Source organism: Streptomyces triticagri (assembly GCF_003429565.1).
GTDB lineage: Bacteria > Actinomycetota > Actinomycetes > Streptomycetales > Streptomycetaceae > Streptomyces > Streptomyces triticagri.
In genome coordinates this window covers 1-22,262 of the sequence record NZ_QUAK01000217.1, presented here as the reverse complement: position 1 = coordinate 22,262, position 22,262 = coordinate 1, and the positions used below count along the sequence as shown (strand labels likewise).

Genomic DNA, 22,262 nt, shown 5'->3' with positions numbered 1-22,262 from the left:
TTCCGTAGCAGCCACCCGTACCTACGCCGATGGGGCGCCCCGTTCGTGAACGGGGCGCCCCATCGGCGTACTTGGCGGTGCCTGCCGGTGTCAGACCTGGGCGGGCTCCGGGTCGCCGGACGCCGCGTCCGGCTGCTCGGGGACGCCGGCCTTCCTCGCCCGCTTGGCCGCCTTCTTCTTCGCGCGGCGCTGCTTGCGCAGTTCGACCATCGCGTAGAGCGTCGGGACCAGGAGCAGGGTCAGGAGCGTCGACGAGATCAGACCGCCGATCACCACGACCGCGAGCGGCTGGGCGATGAAGCCGCCCTCGCCGGTGACGCCGAGCGCCATCGGGAGCAGGGCGAAGATCGTCGCAAGGGCGGTCATCAGGATCGGGCGCAGCCGGTGCCGGCCGCCCTCGATGACCGCCTCGACCACGTCGAGGCCCTTCGCACGGTACTGGTTGATCAGGTCGATCAGCACGATCGCGTTGGTGACCACGATGCCGATGAGCATCAGCATGCCGATCATCGCCGGTACGCCCATCGCGGTGCCGGTGGCGATCAGCAGACCGATCGCACCGGTGGCCGCGAACGGGATGGAGACGAGCAGGATCAGCGGCTGGACCAGCGAGCGGAAGGTCGCGACGAGCAGCATGAAGACGATCGCGACGGCCGCCAGCATGGCGAGCGCCAGCTGCAGGAAGGCCTCGTCCTGGTCCTCGGAGACACCGCCGATGGAGGCGGTGGCGCCGTCGGGCAGATCGAGCGCGTTGATCTTCGTCTGGAGCTCGGCGCTGACCGCTCCGGTGTTGTCACCGGTGGGCCGGGCGGTGACGGTCGCCGCGCGGGCGCCGTCGATCCGGGTCATCGACACGGGGCCGTCGACCAGCTTCACCTCGGCGATCGTGCCGAGCCGTACCGGGCCGAGCTTCAGCTTCTTCAGCTCGTCGACGGTCTCGGCGGACTGCTCCGAGCGGATCACCACATCGCGCTCGGTGTCGTCGAGCATCGCCTTGCCGCTGGGGGTGCCGCGGACCGCCTGGGCGACGGCCTGGCCGAGGGTGGCGTCGTTGAATCCGGCGGCGGCCGCCTTCTCGTTGGCGGTGACCGAGATGCGCGGCACCGACTGCGCCAGGTCGCTCTGCACGTCGGTGACGTCGTCGAGCTTCGCCACCTCGTCCCGTACCCGCTCGGACGCCGTCTTCAGGACGTCCGCGTCGGCGGCCTTGACCACCACGCTGAGGTCCTGATTGCCGAAGCCGTCGCCCGCGGCGAGGCGGGTGTCGCCGATGCCGTCGAGCCCGGACAGCTCCTTCTCGATCCGGTCCTGGGTCTTCTCGTACGGGGCGTCCTCCTCGAGAGTCACCTGGTACGAGGCCTGGTTGGTGTCCGTACCGCCGCCGAAGGCCGCCATGAATCCGGAGGAGCCGATGGTGACCTGGTAGTCCTTGACCTCGTCGAGGTCCTTGAGGACGGCCTCGATCTTCTTTACCGAGGTGTCGGTGGCCGCGAGGCTGGTGCCGGGCTCCAACTCCTGCTTGATGCTGAGGACTTCCTGGTCGCCCTGGTCGAAGAAATTGGTCTTGAGCAGGGGCGCCATGCCGAAGGTGCCGACCAGGACCACGACCGCGATCGCCAGGCTGGTGAGGCGGCGGCGGGTCGCGAAGCGCAGGACCGGGATGTACATGCGCTGCAGCCGGCTGCGCGCCTCCTTCTCCTCGGCCTTGCGGCGCGCCTCGTCCGGGTCGAGGTCCTCGGCGCCCTTGGGGGCGCGCAGGAACCAGTACGACATGACCGGTACGACGGTGAGCGAGACCAGGAGCGAGGCGAGCAGCGCCGCGGTCACGGTCAGCGAGAACGAGCCGAACAGCTCGCCCACCATGCCGCCGACCAGACCGATCGGCAGGAACACCGCGACGGTGGTCAGCGTCGAGGAGGTGACCGCGCCGGCGACCTCCTTGACCGCGGTGATGATCGCGCTGTGCCGCTCCTCGCCGTACCCGAGGTGCCGCTTGATGTTCTCCAGGACCACGATCGAGTCGTCCACGACGCGGCCGATGGCGATGGTGAGCGCGCCGAGGGTCAGCATGTTCAGGGACAGGTCGCGGGTCCACAGGACGATCAGCGCGAGGACGACCGAGAGCGGGATGGACACCGCGGTGACCAGCGTCGAGCGGATCGAGGCCAGGAAGACCAGGATCACCAGGACGGCGAAGACCAGGCCGAGTGCGCCCTCGGTGGTCAGGCTGGAGATCGACTTGGAGACGGCCGGGCCCTGGTCGGAGACGACGGTGAGCTCGGCGTCCGCGCCGAGGTCCTTGCGCAGGTCGGGCAGCGCTTCCTTGACGTCGTCGGAGATGGCGACCGCGGAGCCGTCCTGGTCCATGGTGACGACGACCGCGAGGCTGGGCTTGCCGTTGGTGCGGGTCAGCGAGGTGGCCGCGGCCTCCTCCTGCTTCACCTCGGCGATCGAACCGAGGCGCACGGGCTTGGACTTGGCGCCCTCGCCGGTGACCATCAGGTCCTCGATCTGCTGCAGCGAGGTGAAGCCGCCGCCGACCTGCACGGTGCGGTTCTTGCCGTCCTCGTCGAAGGAACCGGCGGGCACCGAGGCGCCACCGGCCTCCAGGGCCTGACCGATCGCGGCCGGGCTCAGTCCCGCCCGGGCCAGCTTCGCCTCGTCGGGCGTGACCTCGACCTGCAGGTCCCGCACGCCGTCCACGGTGACCTGGCCGACGCCGTCGATGTCCTTGAGTACGGGTACGGCCGTGCGCTCGAGCTTGTCGGCGAGCGCCTGCTGGTCGCCCTTGCCGCCGGAGGCAGCGAGCACCACGGTCGGGATGTCGTCCGTGGAGCCGGCCACCACCTGCGGGTCGACGTCCTGCGGCAGTTGCGCGCGGGAGCGGTTGACGGCCTGCTGGACGTCCGCCACGAGCTGCTTGGAGTCGCCTCCGTCGCCGAAGTCGAACTGCGCCATCACCAGGGCGTTGCCCTCGCTGGCCGTGGCGGTGATGCCGGTGATGCCGTCCACCGCTTCGATGTTGGACTCGAGCGGCTCGACGACCTGCTTCTCGACCACGTCGGGGGACGCGCCCTGGTAAGGGGCGATCACCGAGACCATGGGCAGTTCGATCGAGGGCAGCAGCTGCTGCTTGAGCTGGGGGATCGCGATGGCGCCGAACACGATCGCGACGATCGATATCAGGCCGATCAGCGCCCGTTGGGCCAGGCTGAACCTGGACAGCCAGGACATGACTTCGGTGTCTCTCTTCTGTGGCACGGGTTGGGACGCGGGTGGGGCACGGGTGGGTGGCATCGAGCGGGAGCACGGACGCCGTACGGGGTGGTACGCCCGAGCGTGCAGCCGGGGCACCCGGCCTACACGATCGGGCATGCCGGGAGGTGGTTCCCTCGCTCGCAGGTCCTGTTCGCCGCGGGCGACGTACTGCGTTCGTAGTACATCCGGGTGGAGGGCGGTCCACCCACCGATGCAGCGGCGGCCGGTCCCCGGTCAGTCCACCCGGGGGCGTACCAGGCCGGACTCGTAGGCGATGACGACCAGTTGGGCGCGGTCGCGGGCGCCGAGCTTGGCCATGGCGCGGTTGACATGGGTCTTCACGGTGAGCGGGCTGACGGTGAGGCGCTCGGCGATCTCGTCGTTGGACAGGCCTGCCGCGACCTGGACCAGGACTTCGCGCTCCCGGCCGGTGAGCGCGGCGAGACGCTCCGCGTGGTCGCCGGCGCCGGGGTCGTCGGGGTCCGGACTGCCGCCCTGGGCGAGGAACTTGGCGATCAGGCCCTTGGTGGCGACGGGCGAGAGCAGGGCCTCGCCGGCGGCGGCGACCCGGATGGCGTTGAGCAGTTCGTCCGGTTCCGAGCCCTTGCCGAGGAACCCGGAGGCGCCCGCGCGCAGCGACTGCACCACGTACTCGTCCACCTCGAAGGTGGTGAGCATGACCACCCGCACCTGAGCCAGGTCCGGGTCGGCGCTGATCATGCGGGTGGCGGCCAGTCCGTCCGTGCCGGGCATGCGGATGTCCATCAGGACGACGTCGGCACGCTCGGCGCGGGCGAGCTGCACCGCCTCGGCCCCGTCGGAGGCCTCCGCCACGACCGCCATGTCCGGCTCGGAGTCGACCAGGACCTTGAACGCGCTGCGCAGCAGGGCCTGGTCGTCGGCGAGCAGCACCCGGATCGTCATCAGTTCTCCCCTGTCGGTCCTGCCGCGGCGGCCGTCCCCGTGGTGGTACGGGCATCCGGCTCGGCGCGGCCGTCCCCCGTGGCACCGGTCAGAGGAAGGATCGCATGCACCCGGAAGCCACCGCCGTAGCGGGGCCCGGCCGTGCAGCTGCCGCCGAGTGCGGTGACGCGCTCGCGCATGCCGATCAGGCCGTGGCCACCGCGTTCCGGGTCGGTTCCGTCCCGGGCTTCCCGGTCCTCGTCGTCGCGCCGGGACGCCTCGTCCGCGGCGGCGGAGGCCTCGGGGGCCGGGTGGCCGGGGCCGTCGTCGAGCACGGTGATCTCGAGTCGCGAGCCGACCCGGACCACGCTGACCTCGGCCGTCGCGCCGGGTCCCGCATGCTTCTGCACATTGGTCAGGGCCTCCTGGATCACCCGGTACGCGACCAGGTCGACGGCCGCGGGTGCGTGCGTACCGGCGTCGCTGCGGGCCACCTCGACGGGCAGGCCGGCGCGCTGGAACGACTCGGCCAGCTCGTCGAGTCGGGCCAGGCCCGGGGCCGGTTCGGTGGGTGCCTCGGGGTCGCCGGACTGTCTGAGCAGGCCGACCGTGGCGCGCAGTTCGTTCAGCGCGGAGCGGCTCGCCTCGCGTACGTGGGCGAGCGCCTCCTTGGCCTGGTCGGGGCGCTTGTCCATGACGTGCGAGGCGACGCCGGCCTGGACGTTGACCAGGGCGATGTGGTGAGCGACCACGTCGTGCAGGTCGCGGGCGATACGGAGCCGCTCCTCGGCGACGCGGCGGCGGGCCTCCTCCTCGCGGGTGCGTTCGGCCCGTTCGGCCCGTTCCGTCATGGCGTCGATGAAGGCGCGGCGGCTGCGGACGGCGTCGCCGGCGGCCGAGGCGAGGCCGGTCCAGGCGAAGATGCCGAGGTTTTCCTGCGAGTACCAGGGCAGTGGGGAGCCGGTGAGCATCGCGGTGCCGGTGAGCAGGGCGCTGGTGAGCAGGCCCACCCGCCAGGTGGTCGGGCGGTCGGTGCTGGCGGCGACGGTGTAGAGGGCGACGACGGCGCTCATCACGACGGGGGCGCGGGGCTCTCCGGTGAGCAGTTCGACGACCGTGACGCCGACGGTCGCGCCGAGGACGGCCATGGGGTGCCGGCGCCGGAGGACGAGGGCCGCGGCGCCGGCCAGCATCAGGATCAGGCCGAGTATGTCGGGGGCGCGGCCGAAGTACGGGCCCGTGCTGCCGTGCGGCTCCACGAACGAGCCGGCGATCATGCAGATCAGGACGCCGCAGGCGAGGGTGGCGTCCAGCGCCAGGGGGTGGGCGTGCTGCCAGTCGCGTCCGCGAACGAGGAGGGTCACGTCTGCCTACGGTACGGGCCAAGCCGGTCCGGCGGTTGAGGACATCTTTCAGCCCGTCCAGGGCATCTCCAGGCCCGTCCAGGGCATCTCCAGCCGGTCCGGCGATTCAGGACGAGGCCGTCCAGGCCAATTTCAGCCGGTCCGGCGGTTGAGGACGAGGCCGTTCAGGCCAATATCAAGCCCGTCCGGCGCTTGAGGACGAGGCCGCCAGGCCGATGCCTGGAACCGCAACGGCCCTGAACGGGCCTTGTCCTCAAGCGCCGGACGGGCTGGGTTAGCCCTGGACGGGCCGAAAGATGTCCTCAAACGCCGGACCGGCTGAAAGATGCCCTCAAACGCCGGGCAGGCTGGATCGTGCCGGACGGGCGGGATGGTCCCCGGCAGGCTCGCCGACGCCAGACGGACTGGACGATGCCAGACGGGCTGGACGACGCCGGGCCGGCTGGACGACGCCAGACGGCGCCGGGCGAACTGGATGATGCCGGACGGGCACTAGCCCGGAATGAGGCCCCCGTCCTCGCTGAGGAGCTCGCGGACCTCCTCCAGCGACGCGTCGACCGGCGGGAGGATCAGCTCGGACGGCTCCAGGGCGTCATCCTCCAACGGCGTACCCAACTCCCGCACCTTGTCGAGCAGCGCATGCAGGGTCGCGCGGAAACCGGGGCCGTCGCCGCTCTCCATCTCGGCGAGCAACTCGTCGTCCAGCTTGTTGAGTTCGGCGAAGTGGCTGTCGGCCAGCCTCACCTGCCCCTCCCCCATGATCCGTACGATCACGACGCTCTCCTTTTCGAGGTGCGAGGCTTCTACTGCTTGTCGAAGCGCGGGGTGTCCTGCGGGGTGGCGGCGTCGGGCTGCGCCTGCGCGCCGTTGCCTCCCTCGATGGCCTGCTGGCTCGGGGCGGGGCCGCCGGACAGCTCCGCCTTCATGCGCTGCAGCTCCAGCTCCACATCCGTACCGCCGGAGAGGCGGTCGAGCTCGGACTGGAGGTCGTCCCGGGCGAGCCCGGAGGCGTCGTCGAGCGCGCCCGAGGCCAGCAGCTCGTCGATGGCACCCGCCCTGGCCTGCAGCTGCGCCGTCTTGTCCTCGGCTCGCTGGATGGCCGTGCCCACATCGCTCATCTCCTCGGAAATGCCCGAGAAGGATTCGGCGATCCGGGTCTGCGCCTGGGCAGCGGTGTAGGTGGCCTTGATGGTCTCCTTCTTCGTACGGAAGGCGTCGACCTTGGCCTGCAGCCGCTGCGCGGCGAGGGTGAGCTTCTCCTCCTCGCCCTGCAGGGTCTGGTGCTGCGTCTCCAGGTCCGTGACCTGCTGCTGGAGCGCGGCGCGGCGGGACAGCGCCTCTCGGGCGAGGTCCTCGCGGCCGAGCGCGAGCGCCTTGCGGCCCTGGTCCTCCAGCTTCGAGGACTGGCCCTGCAGCTGATTGAGCTGCAGCTCGAGGCGCTTGCGGGAGGTCGCCACGTCGGCGACGCCGCGGCGCACCTTCTGCAGCAGCTCCAACTGCTTCTGGTACGAGTAATCGAGGGTTTCGCGCGGGTCCTCGGCCCGGTCAAGGGCCTTGTTCGCCTTCGCGCGGAAGATCATCCCCATACGCTTCATGACACCGCTCATGGGCTTCGCGCGCCCCCTTCTGACGGACTTCCAGCTCCAGCACTGCGACAGAACCCAGCCTACGGGCCCTGCCTCTATTACCGCACTGTTCGAGCACCGATGCGCTCATCCCCAAGGACGACTCCCGGTACCGGATGCTCCGGCCCAGGGAGTAGGTGGGGCCCGGGGCAGGCACCCCGACCCGGGGGAAGTGCTCCCCCAAAAACGACCATGCCGTACGGAACGGTCTCCTGCTCCGCACCCGGCCTCGGCTTTTCACGGCCGGCAATCTCTCCTGAAGACGCACGCCGTTGCCGGATCGTTCCCCGCCACCGTGTCGCCCAACCGCATGACCCCGTACCCTTGGGCTTTGTGTTCCGTAGCCGATCCAACGAAGAGAAGGCCCCGGCCGCCAAGGCACCGGTGACCGACTCCAAGCAGCCCCGTGACCCGCAGGCGCCCAAGGGGCGCCCCACGCCGAAGCGCGCCATGGCCCAGTCCCAGCGCCGCAGCGTGTCCAATACGCCGATGACCCGCAAGGAGGCGGCGAAGCGGCAGCGCGACGCCCGCCGCGCGGACCTGGCCAAGCAGCGCGAGGCGCTGGCCAACGGCGACGAGCGGTATCTGCCCGCCCGGGACAAGGGCCCGGTGCGCAGGTTCGTCCGCGACTACGTGGACTCGCGGTTCTGCGTCGCCGAGTTCTTCCTGCCGCTCGCGGTGGTCATCCTGGTCCTGAGCATGGTCCGGATCCCGCAGCTGCAGAACATCGCGCTGCTGATGTGGCTCTTCGTGATCGTGCTGATCGTGGTGGACTCCTTCGTCATCGTCTTCGGCCTCAAGCGCCGCCTGAAGGAGCGCTTCGCCGACGAGCCGAAGCGCGGCGCGGTGGCGTACGGACTGATGCGCACGCTCCAGATGCGCCGGCTGAGGCTGCCCAAGCCCCAGGTCAGGCGCGGAGAGCGGCCCTGAGTCCGGAGGGTTTCGGCGCGGGCGCGGACGCCTGGCTGCGCGGTCTCGGCGGACTGCGTGACGTGGTGCGCCAGGAGCTGGTGGCCCGGCAGCTCGACGAGCAGCTGACCGCCAGGTTCCCCGTCGGGCAGCGTCTTCGGGTGCTCGATGTGGGCGCCGGACAGGGCACTCAGGCGCTGCGTCTGGCGCGGGGCGGCCACAAGGTGACCGGCATCGAATCGGATCCGGCGATGCTGGAGGTCGCGCGCAAGGCACTGGCCGGCGAGCCCGAGGGCATCCGGGAGCGGGTGCGGCTGATCGAGGGCGACGGCCGTGAGACCGGTGCGCACTTTCTGCCCGGTTCCTTCGATGTGGTGCTGTGCCACGGCGTCCTGATGTACGTCGAGGAGCCGGACGCGATGCTGGCCGGGCTCGCGCGGATGCTCGCGCCCGGCGGCCTGTTGTCCCTGCTCGTGCGGAACGGCGACGCGCTGGCGATGCGCCCGGGCCTGCTCGGCGACTGGGACACGGCCCTCGCCGCGTACGACACGGACGCGTACACGAACCGGCTCGGTCTCGAGGTCCGCGCCGATCGGCTGGGCGGTCTGGTCTCGACGCTCTCCGGTATCGGGGCGCCGCTGCGGACCTGGTACGGCGTACGGGTCTTCACCGACACCGCGTCCAACGAGGCGCCGCTGCCGCCGGCCGCCGAGCTGGACGCGCTGCTCGCCGCCGAGGAGCGGGCCGGCCGAACGGAGCCGTATCGGCGGGTGGCGGCTCTGGTGCATGCCTGCGGGGTGCGGGGCTGAGAGCGGCTCCGCGCACGCGTACGGCCCCACCGAGGTCGTGCCGTCAGGCAACGGGCCGGGGTGACGCGTCCTCTCGAGCGTGACCAGCACCGAGCCGCACCGCACCGAGTCCGCAGACGGCACTCGTACCACGCCGCACTCCCCCGTCCCGGCGGCGAGCGCGCCCGCATCCGCGCCCGAGGAGCCCAGGCTGTCCGCCGGTGAGACCTGGCGCGCCCTGTACCGGCACTTCCGGCCGCACCGCTCGATCGTGGCGCTCGGCGCGCTGTTCACCCTGATCGGGGCGGCCACCGGGCTCGCCCAGCCGCTCGCGGCGAAGGCCCTGGTCGACCGGCTCGGCAGCGACGAGTCGATCACCTCGGTCCTGCTCGTCCTCACCGCCCTGGTGGTCCTCGGCACGGCGATCGAATCGGTCGGTGCCTACATCCTGGAGCGCACCGCCGAGTCGGTGGTGCTCGCCGCCCGGCGCACCCTGATCGGGCGGCTGCTGCGGCTGCGGCTGCCCGAGGTGGAGCGCAGTCAGCCCGGCGATCTGATGTCCCGGGTCACGTCGGACACCACGCTGCTGCGGGCGGTCACCACGCAGTCGGTGGTGTCGGCGGTCTCGGGCGGGCTCACGTTCCTCGCCACGATCGTCCTGATGGGGCTGATGGACGCGGTGCTGCTCGGTGTGACCCTGGGGGTGATCGTGCTGGTCGGCGGCGTGATGGCGCTCGTACTGCCGCGGATCGCGCGGGCCACGGAGCGGGCCCAGGAGGCGGTGGCGACCATCTCGACGGCCCTGGAGCGGGCCTTCGGTGCGTTCCGCACGCTGAAGGCGTCCGGCGCCGAGGAGCGGGAGACGGCCGCGGTGCGGGCGGCTGCCGAGGAGGCCTGGCGGCACGGTGTGCGCTCGGCCAAGTGGCAGGCGGTGGCGTGGAGTTCGGTCGGCTTGGCGATCCAGGTGTCGTTCCTCGCGGTGCTCGGGATCGGTGGGGCGCGGGTCGCGTCGGGGGCCATTCCGGTGTCGACCCTGGTGGCGTTCCTGCTGTTCCTGTTCTATCTGATCGACCCGGTGAGCAAGCTGGTGGAGGCGGCGTCGCAGTACCAGGTGGGCTCGGCGGCGATCGCGCGGATCGTACGGGCCGAACGGTTGGAGACGGAGGAGCCGGCCGCGGGCGGCGGCACGGACGCCGAGCCGGCTGCCGGACCGGCGACCGTGGCCTTCGAGGACGTGCGCTTCCGGTACCGGCCCGATCTGCCCGAGGTCCATCACGGGGTGTCGTTCGAGATACCGGGGCCGGGGATGACGGCCTTCGTGGGGCCGTCGGGCGCGGGCAAGACCACGGTGTTCGGTCTGATCGAGCGGTTCTACGAGGCGACCGGTGGCCGTGTCCTGGTGGACGGGCGGGATGTGCGGGACTGGTCGACGGCGGCGCTGCGGGCCGCGATCGGCTATGTCGAGCAGGACGCACCGGTCCTGGCCGGCACCCTGCGCGAGAATCTCGTCTTCGCCGCCGACGGCGCCACCGAGGAGGAGATCCGGGACGTGCTCGTACGGGCCGGACTCGCGAGTCTGGTCGAGCGGCTACCGGACGGACTGGAGACCCTGGTCGGCCACCGGGGCTCGCAGCTGTCGGGCGGTGAGCGTCAGCGGGTCGCGATCGCCCGTGCTCTGCTGCGCCGTCCGCGGCTGCTGCTGCTCGACGAGGCGACCTCACAGCTCGACGCGGTCAATGAGCTGGCCCTGCGGGACGTGGTCGCCCAGGTGTCCCGCGAGGTCACGGTCCTGGTGGTGGCTCACCGTCTGTCGACAGTGACCCTGGCGGACCGCATCGTGGTGATGGACGCGGGCCGGGTGCGGGCGGTGGGCACGCACGAGGCGCTGGTGGCGGAGGATCCGCTGTACGGGGAGCTGGCGGCCACCCAGTTCCTGGCGTCCGCCTCGCCCGGGGCGCGGTGAGTGCCATCGGATCTCGTATCGGATCGCGTAAGGGCACCCCCTGATCGGACCTCACAGGAGGTCGGACAAGGGGAACAAAAGCGATACTCCGGGCATGAATGCATCTCGCGCTCCCCGCCCCGCCGGCGGTTCCCGCCCCCGTGTCCGCACGCGGTCCCGCACCGTACGACTGGCCCTGCCGCTCACCGCCGTCGCCTGCTCGGGCGCGCTGCTGGCCGGCTGCTCCGAGGGGGCCACCGCCGCGAGGACGAGCGGCGAGCAGGCTGCTCCTGCCCGGGCGGACGCCTCGGATCTGCAGAGCGACTACCAGAAGGTGATCGACGACGTACTGCCGTCGGTCGTCCAGATCGATGCCGCGGACGGCCTCGGCTCGGGTGTCGTCTACGACGACAAGGGCCACATCGTCACCAACGCCCATGTCGTGGGCAAGGGCAGGACGTTCAAGGTCACGGCCGCGGTCGGCGAGCACGAGCTGCCCGCGAAGCTGGTGTCCAGCTATCCCGACCAGGATCTGGCGGTCGTCAAGCTCGACAAGCCTCCGGCCGGTCTGAAGCCGGCGAAGTTCGGCGATTCCACGAAGGCGGCGGTCGGTCAGATCGTGCTCGCGATGGGCTCGCCGCTCGGGCTGTCCTCCAGCGTCACCCAGGGCATCGTCTCGGCCACCGGACGCACCGTCAGCGAGGGCCGGGCGGGCGGCGGTACGGGTGCCACGATCGCCAACATGATCCAGACCTCCGCGGCCATCAACCCCGGCAACAGCGGCGGCGCGCTGGTCAATATGGACAGCGAGGTGGTGGGCATCCCCACGCTCGCCGCCACCGATCCGCAGATGGGCGACAGTGCGGCGCCGGGGATCGGATTCGCCATCCCGGCGTCGATGGTGAAGACGGTCGCCTATCAGATCGTGAAGAACGGCAAGGTCACGGACTCGGGGCGGGCCGGTCTGAACATCACGGGCCGCACGGTCGTCGACGAGGACTTCAAGCCGGCGGGTGTGACGGTCGTCGAGGCGGAGAAGGGCGGCGCGGCCGACAAGGCAGGCATCCGCGCCGGCGATGTGATCACCGAGGTCGGTGACGACCCGGTCACCACGATCACCTCGCTCTCCGAGGCGCTGGCCACACAGCAGCCGGGCGGCAAGGTACAGGTGACGTACACCCGCGGCGACAGCGACAAGACGGTGGACGTCACCCTCGGCGACATCTGATGCGGCGGCGACGCGGAGCGTCCTGGAGGGTGCTGGTCCGCCGTGCGGTCGGCGCGGGGTCGACGTCCACTGAGCCCGGTGCGGTTTCCGGGCATCGGCGCGACGGCGTCCTCAAACGCCGGACGTGCGGCGGCCGTTGACCGGTGGGCCGGTCGGCAGGCGCGGGGCGTACACCCGGAGTGGCCGGGTGCCGGTTCCGGTGGGCCGGCACCCGTGGCAACCCTGCGCCCCGGTCAGCTGTCCGTCGTCGCCACGTCGTCAGGGTCCTCCGGACCCTCCGCGTCGTCCGCGTGCAGGCTCATCGGGCCGTAGATCTCGGTGTCGTCCTCGAACAGGCGCACCTGGTCGACGCCGCCTTCGAGGAGCTCCTTCCAGTACTCCCCCACCCAGGACTCCGCGTCCCCCTGGGTGGTGAACTCCTCGGGCTCGACGGCCGGCTGGGCCTCGGTCCCGTCGGACTTCTCGAACCGCCACGTCCAGGTCACCATGCCAGCCTCCCAAGATCCGACTACTGGCTGCACCCTATCCGGACGCGCAACGGCGCCTCGGACGCGGGAGGATCGTCCCCGTGGAACTGACTCTGCTCGGCACCGGCGGCCCCGAGGGGCTGCCCCGCTCCGACTGCCCCTGCGCCTCCTGCGCGAGTTCGCTCGGCGACGCGGCCCGCGCGGCCACCGCTCTGCTGGTGGACGGCGTGCTGCTGCTCGACCTGACACCGGGTGCGGCCTTCGCCGCGGCCCGCTCGGGTCACTCGCTGTCCGGGGTGAACCAGGTACTGCTCTCCCATCCGCACGACGGGCCCGCCCTCGAACACCCCGCGGGCCTACCGGCGGCCGGCCGCGTACCGGACGGGCGTGAACTGGCCCTGATGAGCGGGCATCGAGTCCGCGCGATGCCGCTCGACACCCCCGGCACGGGCTATGCGGTCACCGGCCCGGCCGGCGAACGGCTGCTCTATCTGCCGCCCGGCGGCGCGGCCGCGGGCCTGGACGGCGAACCGCCCGCGGACGCCTACGACATGGTGGTCGCCGATGTGGTGGCCAGGCCGGACGCACTGGCCAGGCTGCGGGACGCGGGCCTGGTGACCCCGACGACCGATGTGATCGCGGTCCATCTCGACCACGACGTGCCGCCGGGGGCCGAGCTCCGGCGACGGCTCGCCGCGGCGGGGGCCCGCGCGGTGCCGGACGGCAGCACACTCGTCGTCGGCGAGTACCACGCGGTGCCCGACGTGCCGCTGCGGACCCTGGTCCTCGGTGGCGCCCGCTCCGGCAAGTCGTACGAGGCGGAGCGGCGGCTCGAGACGTTCCCTGACGTCGTCTACGTGGCGACCGGCGGCACCCGGGACGGGGACGCCGACTGGGCGGCCCGGGTGCGGGCGCACCGTGAGCGGCGCTCCGGGTCCTGGCAGACCGAGGAGACCTGCGAGCTGGTGCCGCTGCTCGCCGCGGACGGCCCGCCGCTGCTGATCGACTGCCTCGCCCTGTGGCTGACGGACGCGATGGACCGGGTGGAGGCCTGGGACGACGCGAAGTGGGCGGGCGGCGGCGAGCAGGCGCTGCGCGAGCGGACGGCGGAGCTCACCGCGGCGGTGCGCGGGACCCGGCGTACGGTCGTCGCGGTGTCCAACGAGGTCGGCTCGGGCGTCGTCCCTGCGACCGCCGCCGGACGCCGCTTCCGGGACGAACTCGGGCGTCTGAACACGGCGTTCGCCGCCGAGTGCGAGCACGTGCTGCTCGTGGTGGCCGGCCAGGCGTTGGCGCTGCGCGGCTGACTTCCGCGACGGCGTCGCGGATCGGCGGCCAGCGGGGAGGCGGCACGGCGCGTGTTCGAGCGCTGCCGGTACTGTTCGGCGAATGAGCTCGCTGAATCTCGACGACTTCTCCGACCTGATCGAGCGGCCCGACGGCGGGGTGCGCCGGGACGCAGAGGAACGCCGGCAGCACCTCGCCGTGCCGTCCGGTGCCCTCGGGCGCCTCGACGAGCTCGGCGAGTGGCTCGCGGCGGCGCAGTCCTCGGTGCCGGTCAAGCCGATCGAGCGGCCCCGGGTGGTGCTGTTCGCCGGTGACCACGGGGTGGCCTCGCTCGACGTGTCGGCCCGACCGGCGGGCGGTGCGCAGCGTCTGGTGCGCGCCGTGCTCGACGGCGAGAGCCCCGTCGCCGTGCTCGCACGGGCGTCCGGTGTCCCCGTACGCGTCGTCGACATGTCGCTCGACTGCGATCCGGCGGAGCTGCCGAAGGACGTGGTACGTCACCGGGTGCGGCGTTCCTCCGGGCGGATCGATGTCGAGGACGCGCTCACCCAGGACGAGGTCGAGCAGGCCTTCCGGGCGGGCATGGCGGTCGCGGACGAGGAGGCCGACTCCGGTACGGATCTGGTGGTGCTCGGCGATGTGAGCGTCGGGGGCACCACGGCGGCGGCGACGCTGGTCGGTGCGCTGTGCGGGACGGACGCTTCGGTGGTGACCGGCCGGGGCGGCGAGGCGATCGACGATCTGGCCTGGATGCGCAAGTGCGCCGCGGTGCGCGATGCGCTGCGGCGGGCCCGGCCGGTGCTCGGCGATCAGCTGGATCTGCTGCGGACGGTGGGCGGTGCGGATCTTGCGGCGCTGACCGGGTTCCTGCTGCAGAGTGCGGTGCGGCGGATGCCCGTGGTGCTCGACGGTGTGGTGACCGCGGCGTGTGCGCTGGTCGCGCAGCGGGTGGCGTTCCGGGCGCCGGACTGGTGGCTGGCGGGGCAGACGAGCGGGGAGCCGGCGCAGGCCAAGGCCTTCGACCGCCTCGCCCTCGACCCGCTGCTCGCGCAGGGCGTCACGGTGGGAGAGGGCGCGGGGGCGCTTCTCTCGCTCCCGCTCGTGCTCGCGGCGGCATCACTGGCGGCGGAACTGCCAACCACCTCGGGCCCGTCCGGCGATTGAGGACGAGCGCTGCGCGCGATCACGGCGCAAGGGTGGAGGTGGACCGGGCCCACAACGGTTCGGTGCGCGCCCCGCGCTATGATCGCGCGCCATGGGAATGGTCGGAGTTGTCCCGAAACAGCAGGAAACGCACCACCCCCGCACCCCGGTGCCGGACAGAACCCCGAAGCCCGGCACCCCCTGGCCGTACACGACGGCCGTCTGGTACGTACGAGTCGTAGCCTTCATCAACCTGCTCAGCGCAGCATGGGTCTCCCTCGGACAGGACCTGCGCCGCCACAACACCGAGGACTACTTCACCCCGTACCTGCTCACCGCGGGCTTCGCCTCGGGCGCGTTCACCCTGTTCCTGGCGATCACCCTGCGCCGCCGCAAGCGGGCCGCGTGGATCCTGAATCTCGTACTCAGCGGGCTCTTCCTGCTGCTCCTGGCGGGCTCGATGCTGTTCCCCGAGATCCGCCGCCACCCGCAGAACTGGGCGTCCCTGCTGATCACGGCCGGTTTCGTGGCCGCCCTCGCGGCGGGCCGCGGCGAGTTCTACGCCAAGGGCGACCGCGCCAACCCCAAGCTCGCGGCCGCCGTCGCGGGCGTGGGCCTGCCGCTCTGCTCGCTGGCCGCCGCGCTCCTGGTCACGGTCACCAACGAGGCGCCGGACGCGGCCCGTTCGACCTTCGCCGAGCGCTGGTGCAACGGCACGATGCGCCTGGTGTCGCTGGCCGACGACGCCCCCGTACCGCACATCAGCACCCCCGCCTGGGTGCACATCGCGCTGAACGTCCTGAGTACCGTCCTGCTCCTCGCGGTGCTGTACGCCGCCTTCCGCTCCCGCCGCGCCACCGACCCGCCGACACCCGACGACGAGGCGCGGCTGCGCGAACTGCTCGCCCGGCACGGCGACCGCGACTCGCTCGGCTACTTCGCCCTGCGCCGCGACAAGTCCGTCATGCTCTCCCCCAGCGGCAAGGCGGCCGTCGCGTACCGCGTGGTCGGCGGCGTCTCGCTCGCCTCGGGCGATCCGCTCGGCGACCCCGAGGCCTGGCCGGGCGCCATCGAGCCCTGGCTGGCCGAGGCCCGCGAACACGGCTGGCTGCCGGCAGTGATGGGCGCGAGCGAGGAGGGCGGTACGTGCTACGCCCGGCACGGCCTCGACGCCCTCGAACTCGGCGACGAGGCGATCGTCGAGACGGGCGACTTCACGCTCCAGGGCCGGGCGATGCGCACCGTGCGCCAGGCGTACAACCGGGTCGTACGGGCCGGCTACACCGTACGGATCCGGCGCCACGAGGAGATCGGCGCGGCGGAGCTCGCCCTGCTCACCCGGCGCGCGGACGACTGGCGCGACGGGAGCACGGAGCGGGGCTTCTCGATGGCGCTCGGCCGGCTCGGGCACCCCGGCGACGGGCGGTGCGTGATGCTCGAATGCCGGGACGGGGAGGGCGAGTTGCGGGCGCTGCTGAGCTTTGTGCCGTGGGGCGAGAAGGGGCTCTCGCTCGATCTGATGCGCCGGGACCGGGACAGCGAGAACGGTCTGATGGAGTTCATGGTGATCGAGCTCCTGCGGCGCGCGGACGAGGTGGGCATCACTCAGGTCTCGCTGAACTTCGCGATGTTCCGTTCCGTCTTCGAGCGCGGATCGCGGCTCGGCGCCGGGCCGGTGCTCCGGCTGTGGCGTTCGCTGCTCGGCTTCTTCTCGCGCTGGTGGCAGATCGAGTCGCTGTACCGGGCCAACGCCAAGTACCGCCCGGTCTGGGAGCCGCGCTTCCTGCTCTTCGAGCGGAGCGCGGACCTGCTGCGCATCGGCCTCGCCGCGGCCCGCGCGGAGGGCTTCCTGGAGGCCCCGCGCGCTCCGCGCCTGCTGCGCCGCCGTACGAAATCCCCTGGTGCGTGACGCCTCAGTGCTCAGCGGTGTCCCGTTCCGGATCCGGCCGTCCGCCGATCAGGTCCTCGAAGCGGCGCCGGATCCGGACCCAGCGTCGGTCGTGCCGTACCGCGCGCAGCCCCGCACGGGCGCGCGCCCGCGGCCGGTTGCGGTAGAGCCGCTTCGCCCACGGCGAGCCGGGCCGCGCGAGCCGGATCGCGCCGAACAGCGCGACGAACGGCACCACCACCCCGATAAGCGCCACCCGGAACTTCCCCTTCACCAACGCCACCAGGGCGAACAGGAAGTTGATCGAGACATTGAGGGCGACGACCCCGCGGTCGTGCAGCTCGTCCGGCGTCAGCTCGTTCACCCCGAACGGCAGGAAGCCGCCGAGCATCAGGGCCACCAGGGCGGCGGTGAGCACGACCGCCTCGACGCTCTGCCGGCCGGCCTCGCTCCAGTACACGTCGTCCAGATGCAGGATCAGCGCGAACTCGTCGAGCACCAGGCCGACTCCCATACCGAAGAGCACCGCGGCCACCATCGACCCGAAGCCGTGCCGCCCGCCGGCGATCGCCCCGAAGCCGCCGATCACGGTGAGCAGCACGCCCGGCACCACGTGGTGGATGTGCAGTCCGCCGGTCTGCACATTGCGGAACGGTCCACGGCCGGCCCGGATCATCCGGGTCACGACCCGGGTCGCCAGAAACGTCAGGACGAACGCCGACAGGGCGAGCAGCAGCGGGAGTTTGCCCGGCTCCAGAATGTTCCGGTACCACCAGCTGTCCATACCGTCCGCTCCCGCACTCGGCTGCTCCCACGTTCATCCTTGGAGGGATACGTACCACTTCACACCGTTTTGCCGTGGCAGTGCTCGTCCACCATCGGGACGCGGGCCGATCACCGCGCCGCACGGAGCGTTAATCTGCGCGGAATGACCGCCTCCGACCAGCGGCCGGTGCGCGCCCTGCGCGACGGCCTCCCCTTCGCCTTCGGCACCCTGACCGTGATCCCCGTGGACGTGCCGCGCTGGGACCGGGCCGCGGCACGCGCCGGAATGCTCTGCGCACCGGTGGCCGGCCTGGTCGTGGGGCTCGCCGCTGCCGCGCTCGGCTGCGCCCTGTCCGCCGCGGGTGCGGGAGCGTTGCTCGCCGCCGTCGCGTCCGCCGCCGTACCTGCCGTACTGACCCGGGGTCTGCATCTGGACGGCCTGGCGGACACCGCGGACGGACTCGGCAGCGCCAAGCCCGCCGACGAGGCGCTGCGGATCATGAAGCGGTCGGACATCGGCCCGTTCGGGGTCGTCACCCTGCTCTTCGTACTGCTCGCCCAGGTGGCCGCACTCGCCGAGGCCTATGCGCACGGCCTGGCGCAGGGCGCGCTCGCGGCCGTGGTCGCCGGAGTCGCCGCGCGCTGTGCGCTCACCCTCGCCGCCCGTACGGCGGTCCCCGCAGCCCGGCCCGAAGGACTCGGCGCGGTCGTCGCGGGCACGGTCCCGACGCGCGCCGCCGTGGCCGCACTTGCCGTCACCACCGCCTGCGCTGCCGCGGTAGGCGCCCTGGCCGGTCCGGCGCAGGCGGTGCGCTGCGCGCTCGCGGTGCTCGCCGCCGCGGCCGTCGCGGAGGTGCTGCTGCGGCACTGCGTACGGCGGTTCGGCGGGGTGACCGGCGATGTGTTCGGCGGCGTCGCGGAGACCGCGGCGACGACCGCGCTCGTCGCCCTGGCCCTCGGCTGACGGAGCTGCCGAGCCCGGCTGACGGCCCTGACCCTCCGCGGCCGGTGACCGAGCGTAGGCTCACTGAGCATCGCAACGAGGGCGCTGCCTACTATGCGGGCGGGCCCGGTCGACCCCACCCGATCGGCCACCGACTCAACGGAAGAGAGAAATCACCACCGTGACTGCTCTGACTCTCAAGCCCGCCGGCACGGCCGGTCTGCGCGCCGACGCGATCGTCGTCGGTGTCGCGAAGGGCGCCGCCTCGTCCAAGGGGCTCCCGGTCGTCGCGCCGGGCGCGGAGGCCGTGGACCAGGCCTTCGGCTCCAAGCTCGGCGCCGTCCTGAAGTCCCTTGGCGCCTCGGGCGGCGAGGGCGAGGTGACCAAGCTCCCCTCCCCCGACGGCCTGCAGGCGCCGGTGGTCATCGCGGTCGGACTCGGGGCGGTCCCCGACAAGGACGCCGAGTCCGGCTACGGGGAGGAGACGCTGCGCCGCGCCGCCGGCACCGCGGCCCGGGCGCTTGCCGGCACCAAGAAGGCCGCCTTCGCGCTGCCGGTCGAGGACGCCGAGCAGGCCGGTGCGGTCGCGGAGGGTGCGGCGCTCGGCGCGTACTCCTTCGACGCGTACAAGGACAACGGCAAGGACGGCAAGGACGCCAAGGGCCCGCTCGGCGAGGCCCTGATCCTCGTCGCCAAGCCGCGTGACAAGGCCTTCAAGGCCGCGATCGAGCGCGCCACCGCGGTCAGCGAGGAGCTCAACCGGTCCCGCGACCTGATCAACACCCCGCCGAACGACCTCAATCCGGAGGCCTTCGCCGCCGTCGCCTCGGCCGCGGCCAAGGAGCACGGCATCAAGGTCCAGGTGCTCGACGAGAAGGCCCTCACCAAGGGCGGCTACGGCGGCATCCTCGGCGTCGGCGCCGGCTCCGCCTCCGCGCCCCGCCTGGTGAAGCTGTCGTACACCCACCCCAAGGCCAAGAAGTCCCTCGCGTACGTCGGCAAGGGCATCACGTACGACTCGGGCGGCATCTCGCTGAAGCCGGCCGGGCACAACGAGACGATGAAGTGCGACATGAGCGGTGCCGCCGCCGTGTTCGCAGCCGTCGTCGCGGCCTCCCGGCTCGGCCTGCAGGTGAACGTCACCGGCTGGCTGGCCCTCGCCGAGAACATGCCGTCCGGTTCGGCGACCCGCCCCGGCGACGTCCTGAAGATGTACAGCGGCAAGACCGTCGAGGTGCTGAACACCGACGCCGAGGGCCGCCTGGTCCTGGCCGACGCCATCGCCAAGGCATCCGAGGACAAGCCGGACGCGATCGTCGACGTGGCGACCCTGACCGGCGCGATGGTGCTGGCCCTCGGCAGCCGCACCTTCGGAGTGATGGCGAACGACGACGCGTTCCGCACGTCCGTGCACGAGATCGCGGAGGAGTCCGGCGAGCCGTCCTGGCCGATGCCGCTGCCCGCCGACCTCAAGAAGGGCATGGAGTCCACCACCGCCGACATCGCCAACATGGGCGAGCGGATGGGCGGCGGCCTGGTCGCCGGACTGTTCCTGCAGGAGTTCGTGGGCGAGGGCATCACCTGGGCGCATCTGGACATCGCGGGCCCGGCCTTCAACGAGCAGGCGCCGTTCGGTTACACGCCCAAGGGCGGCACCGGCACCGCCGTGCGCACCCTGGTCCGGCTCGCGGAGCGCACCGCGGCCGGCGACCTCGGCTGACCGGCACTCCTCTTCGCCCACGGCTCCGGGTACCCGCCCGGGGCCGTGGGCGTTTTCGGGAATCGGCCGTCCCGAGGAGCGGCCCCGCGTCCCGTCATGCGGCAACAAGTGCGAAGATGGGTTCTCGGCAGGACAGGGCCCCCACCACAGGGCCGAATCACAAGCGGCCGAACACCAGCCGCCGCGGTCACCGACGACCGACGACCGGCGCACATGCATGGAGGACGTGACGTGGCGAACGACGCCAGCACTGTTTTCGACCTAGTGATCCTCGGCGGCGGCAGTGGCGGTTACGCCGCGGCGCTGCGCGGAGCGCAGCTGGGCCTGGACGTCGCCCTGATCGAGAAGAACAAGCTCGGCGGCACCTGCCTGCACAACGGCTGCATCCCGACGAAGGCCCTGCTGCATGCGGGCGAGATCGCCGACCAGGCTCGCGAGAGCGAGCAGTTCGGTGTGAAGGCCAGCTTCGAGGGCATCGACATCGCGGCCGTCCACAAGTACAAGGACGACGTGATCTCCGGCCTCTACAAGGGCCTGCAGGGCCTGGTGGCCTCCCGCAAGGTGACGTACATCGAGGGTGAGGGCCGGCTCTCCTCGCCGACCTCCGTCGATGTGAACGGCCAGCGGGTCGAGGGCCGCCACGTGCTGCTCGCGACCGGCTCGGTGCCGAAGTCGCTGCCCGGCCTGGAGATCGACGGAAACCGCATCATCTCCTCGGACCACGCACTGAAGATCGACCGCGTACCGCAGTCCGCGATCGTGCTCGGCGGCGGCGTCATCGGCGTCGAGTTCGCCTCCGCGTGGAAGTCCTTCGGCACCGATGTGACGGTGATCGAGGGCCTGAAGCACCTGGTGCCGGTCGAGGACGAGAACAGCTCGAAGCTCCTCGAGCGCGCGTTCCGCAAGCGCGGGATCAAGTTCAACCTGGGCACCTTCTTCGAGAAGGCCGAGTACACCCAGGACGGCGTGCGGGTCACCCTCGCCGACGGCAAGACCTTCGAGGCGGAGGTGCTGCTGGTCGCGATCGGCCGCGGCCCGGTCTCGCAGGGGCTCGGTTACGAGGAGCAGGGCGTCGCGATGGACCGCGGCTTCGTCCTCGTCGACGAGTACATGCAGACCAATGTGCCGACGATCTCGGCCGTCGGTGACCTGGTGCCCACGCTCCAGCTCGCGCACGTCGGCTTCGCGGAGGGCATCCTGGTGGCGGAGCGCCTGGCCGGGCTCAAGCCCGTCCCGGTCGACTACGACGGTGTGCCGCGGGTGACGTACTGCCACCCCGAGGTCGCCTCCGTGGGCATCACCGAGGCCAAGGCCAAGGAGATCTACGGCTCGGACAAGGTCGTCGCTCTGAAGTACAACCTCGCGGGCAACGGCAAGAGCAAGATCCTCAAGACCGCGGGCGAGATCAAGCTCGTCCAGGTCAAGGACGGTGCCGTGGTCGGCGTCCACATGGTCGGAGACCGCATGGGCGAGCAGGTCGGCGAGGCTCAGCTGATCTACAACTGGGAGGCGCTGCCCGCCGAGGTGGCGCAGCTCGTCCACGCCCACCCGACGCAGAACGAGGCCCTGGGCGAGGCCCACCTGGCCCTTGCCGGCAAGCCGCTGCACTCCCACGACTAGTCGGGCCTGGTCGGTGCATCCGCCGACCGTGCTTCCCGGAGCGCGCACCCCTTTTCCGTACGTAGTTCGTTAGGAGCAACCGAAACCATGGCGGTTTCCGTAACCCTGCCGGCGCTCGGCGAGAGCGTCACCGAAGGTACTGTCACCCGCTGGCTGAAGGCCGAGGGTGAGCGTGTGGAGGCCGACGAGCCGTTGCTCGAGGTCTCCACCGACAAGGTCGACACCGAGATCCCCGCCCCCGCGGCCGGCGTCCTCGCGTCCATCAAGGTCGCCGAGGACGAGACCGTCGAGGTCGGCGCCGAGCTGGCGCTGATCGACGACGGCAGCGGCGCCCCCGCCGCCGACTCCGCTCCGGCCGCCGAGCCGGCGCCCGCGGCAGCGCCCGCCCAGGCCGAGGCACCCGCGGCGGAGG

The 22,262-nt window shown here is 71.8% G+C and carries 18 protein-coding genes; 11 read left to right on the top strand and 7 right to left on the bottom strand.

All coding sequences use genetic code 11. The features are described from left to right. Positions 1–90: 90 nt before the first annotated feature. The 5 genes from DY218_RS29015 to DY218_RS28995 form a co-directional block, all read right to left on the bottom strand. On the bottom strand, positions 91–3,234 hold the full coding sequence (locus DY218_RS29015) for an efflux RND transporter permease subunit (RefSeq protein ID WP_128559125.1): 3,144 nt from the start codon (positions 3,232–3,234) through the stop codon (positions 91–93). Positions 3,235–3,492: 258 nt separating this feature from the next. Further along, complete coding sequence (locus DY218_RS29010; RefSeq protein ID WP_128559124.1) at positions 3,493–4,182, bottom strand: response regulator; 690 nt, start codon at positions 4,180–4,182, stop codon at positions 3,493–3,495. Further along, the gene (locus DY218_RS29005; protein ID WP_233521956.1) at positions 4,182–5,525 is read right to left on the bottom strand and encodes a sensor histidine kinase; all 1,344 of its coding nucleotides are present in this window, start codon (positions 5,523–5,525) and stop codon (positions 4,182–4,184) included. The genes DY218_RS29010 and DY218_RS29005 overlap by 1 nt, the downstream gene beginning before the upstream one ends. Before the next feature lie 492 nt (positions 5,526–6,017). Then, complete coding sequence (gene pspAA, locus DY218_RS29000) at positions 6,018–6,299, bottom strand: PspA-associated protein PspAA (RefSeq protein WP_128559123.1); 282 nt, start codon at positions 6,297–6,299, stop codon at positions 6,018–6,020. 29 nt (positions 6,300–6,328) lie between these two features. Next, positions 6,329–7,132, bottom strand: a complete 804-nt coding sequence (locus tag DY218_RS28995; protein WP_128559122.1) for a PspA/IM30 family protein — start codon at positions 7,130–7,132, stop codon at positions 6,329–6,331. A gap of 351 nt (positions 7,133–7,483) precedes the next feature. Between DY218_RS28995 and DY218_RS28990 the strand changes: the two genes are divergently transcribed. The 4 genes from DY218_RS28990 (at position 7,484) to DY218_RS28975 (ending at position 12,017) form a co-directional block, all read left to right on the top strand. Beyond that, the gene (locus DY218_RS28990; protein ID WP_407703698.1) at positions 7,484–8,080 is read left to right on the top strand and encodes a DUF3043 domain-containing protein; all 597 of its coding nucleotides are present in this window, start codon (positions 7,484–7,486) and stop codon (positions 8,078–8,080) included. 62 nt (positions 8,081–8,142) lie between these two features. Continuing rightward, positions 8,143–8,868: a class I SAM-dependent methyltransferase gene (locus tag DY218_RS28985; protein WP_128559120.1), complete on the top strand. Its 726-nt coding sequence runs from the start codon at positions 8,143–8,145 to the stop codon at positions 8,866–8,868. Positions 8,869–9,058: 190 nt separating this feature from the next. Next, positions 9,059–10,810, top strand: coding sequence for an ABC transporter ATP-binding protein (locus tag DY218_RS28980; RefSeq protein WP_128559127.1), 1,752 nt, complete (start codon positions 9,059–9,061; stop codon positions 10,808–10,810). 94 nt (positions 10,811–10,904) lie between these two features. Further along, positions 10,905–12,017 (top strand): S1C family serine protease, encoded by a 1,113-nt coding sequence (locus DY218_RS28975; protein ID WP_128559119.1) that lies wholly within the window; start codon positions 10,905–10,907, stop codon positions 12,015–12,017. 233 nt (positions 12,018–12,250) lie between these two features. On the opposite strand, the gene DY218_RS28970 is transcribed toward DY218_RS28975, so the two are convergent. Further along, a complete protein-coding gene (locus tag DY218_RS28970; RefSeq protein WP_128559118.1) occupies positions 12,251–12,505 on the bottom strand; it encodes a hypothetical protein in 255 nt (84 codons plus the stop codon). An 80-nt stretch (positions 12,506–12,585) separates the two neighbouring features. Between DY218_RS28970 and DY218_RS28965 the strand changes: the two genes are divergently transcribed. The 3 genes from DY218_RS28965 to DY218_RS28955 all read left to right on the top strand — a co-directional run bounded on the left by DY218_RS28965 (position 12,586) and on the right by DY218_RS28955 (position 16,823). Beyond that, positions 12,586–13,791, top strand: a complete 1,206-nt coding sequence (locus tag DY218_RS28965) for a bifunctional adenosylcobinamide kinase/adenosylcobinamide-phosphate guanylyltransferase (RefSeq protein WP_128559117.1) — start codon at positions 12,586–12,588, stop codon at positions 13,789–13,791. A gap of 82 nt (positions 13,792–13,873) precedes the next feature. Continuing rightward, on the top strand, positions 13,874–14,935 hold the full coding sequence (gene cobT / locus DY218_RS28960; protein ID WP_128559116.1) for a nicotinate-nucleotide--dimethylbenzimidazole phosphoribosyltransferase: 1,062 nt from the start codon (positions 13,874–13,876) through the stop codon (positions 14,933–14,935). Positions 14,936–15,026: 91 nt separating this feature from the next. After that, entirely contained in the window at positions 15,027–16,823 is a 1,797-nt protein-coding gene (locus tag DY218_RS28955; RefSeq protein ID WP_233521955.1) for a phosphatidylglycerol lysyltransferase domain-containing protein, read from the top strand. Between the two features lie 4 nt (positions 16,824–16,827). On the opposite strand, the gene DY218_RS28950 is transcribed toward DY218_RS28955, so the two are convergent. Then, on the bottom strand, positions 16,828–17,586 hold the full coding sequence (locus DY218_RS28950) for a hypothetical protein (RefSeq protein ID WP_128559115.1): 759 nt from the start codon (positions 17,584–17,586) through the stop codon (positions 16,828–16,830). 144 nt (positions 17,587–17,730) lie between these two features. Here DY218_RS28950 and DY218_RS28945 point away from each other — a divergent pair, with 144 nt between their 5' ends. From DY218_RS28945 to DY218_RS28930, 4 genes are all read left to right on the top strand, one after another. Beyond that, positions 17,731–18,531: an adenosylcobinamide-GDP ribazoletransferase gene (locus DY218_RS28945; protein ID WP_128559114.1), complete on the top strand. Its 801-nt coding sequence runs from the start codon at positions 17,731–17,733 to the stop codon at positions 18,529–18,531. A 160-nt stretch (positions 18,532–18,691) separates the two neighbouring features. Next, complete coding sequence (locus DY218_RS28940) at positions 18,692–20,230, top strand: leucyl aminopeptidase (RefSeq protein WP_128559113.1); 1,539 nt, start codon at positions 18,692–18,694, stop codon at positions 20,228–20,230. Between the two features lie 231 nt (positions 20,231–20,461). After that, on the top strand, positions 20,462–21,850 hold the full coding sequence (lpdA, locus tag DY218_RS28935; RefSeq protein WP_128559112.1) for a dihydrolipoyl dehydrogenase: 1,389 nt from the start codon (positions 20,462–20,464) through the stop codon (positions 21,848–21,850). A gap of 87 nt (positions 21,851–21,937) precedes the next feature. Next, positions 21,938–22,262, top strand: a 325-nt coding sequence (locus DY218_RS28930) for a biotin/lipoyl-containing protein (RefSeq protein ID WP_325052031.1), incomplete at its 3' end; no start/stop codon positions are given.

What these genes read in the sequence shown, in the direction of transcription:
- DY218_RS29015 (WP_128559125.1), bottom strand. Translation starts at nt 3,234, where the DNA reads ATGTCCTGGCTGTCCAGGTTCAGCCTGGCCCAACGGGCGCTGATCGGC.
- DY218_RS29010 (WP_128559124.1), bottom strand. Translation starts at nt 4,182, where the DNA reads ATGACGATCCGGGTGCTGCTCGCCGACGACCAGGCCCTGCTGCGCAGC.
- DY218_RS28995 (WP_128559122.1), bottom strand. Translation starts at nt 7,132, where the DNA reads ATGAGCGGTGTCATGAAGCGTATGGGGATGATCTTCCGCGCGAAGGCG.
- DY218_RS28975 (WP_128559119.1), top strand. Translation starts at nt 10,905, where the DNA reads ATGAATGCATCTCGCGCTCCCCGCCCCGCCGGCGGTTCCCGCCCCCGT.
- DY218_RS28970 (WP_128559118.1), bottom strand. Translation starts at nt 12,505, where the DNA reads ATGGTGACCTGGACGTGGCGGTTCGAGAAGTCCGACGGGACCGAGGCC.
- cobT (WP_128559116.1), top strand. Translation starts at nt 13,874, where the DNA reads ATGAGCTCGCTGAATCTCGACGACTTCTCCGACCTGATCGAGCGGCCC.
- DY218_RS28955 (WP_233521955.1), top strand. Translation starts at nt 15,027, where the DNA reads ATGGGAATGGTCGGAGTTGTCCCGAAACAGCAGGAAACGCACCACCCC.
- DY218_RS28950 (WP_128559115.1), bottom strand. Translation starts at nt 17,586, where the DNA reads ATGGACAGCTGGTGGTACCGGAACATTCTGGAGCCGGGCAAACTCCCG.
- DY218_RS28945 (WP_128559114.1), top strand. Translation starts at nt 17,731, where the DNA reads ATGACCGCCTCCGACCAGCGGCCGGTGCGCGCCCTGCGCGACGGCCTC.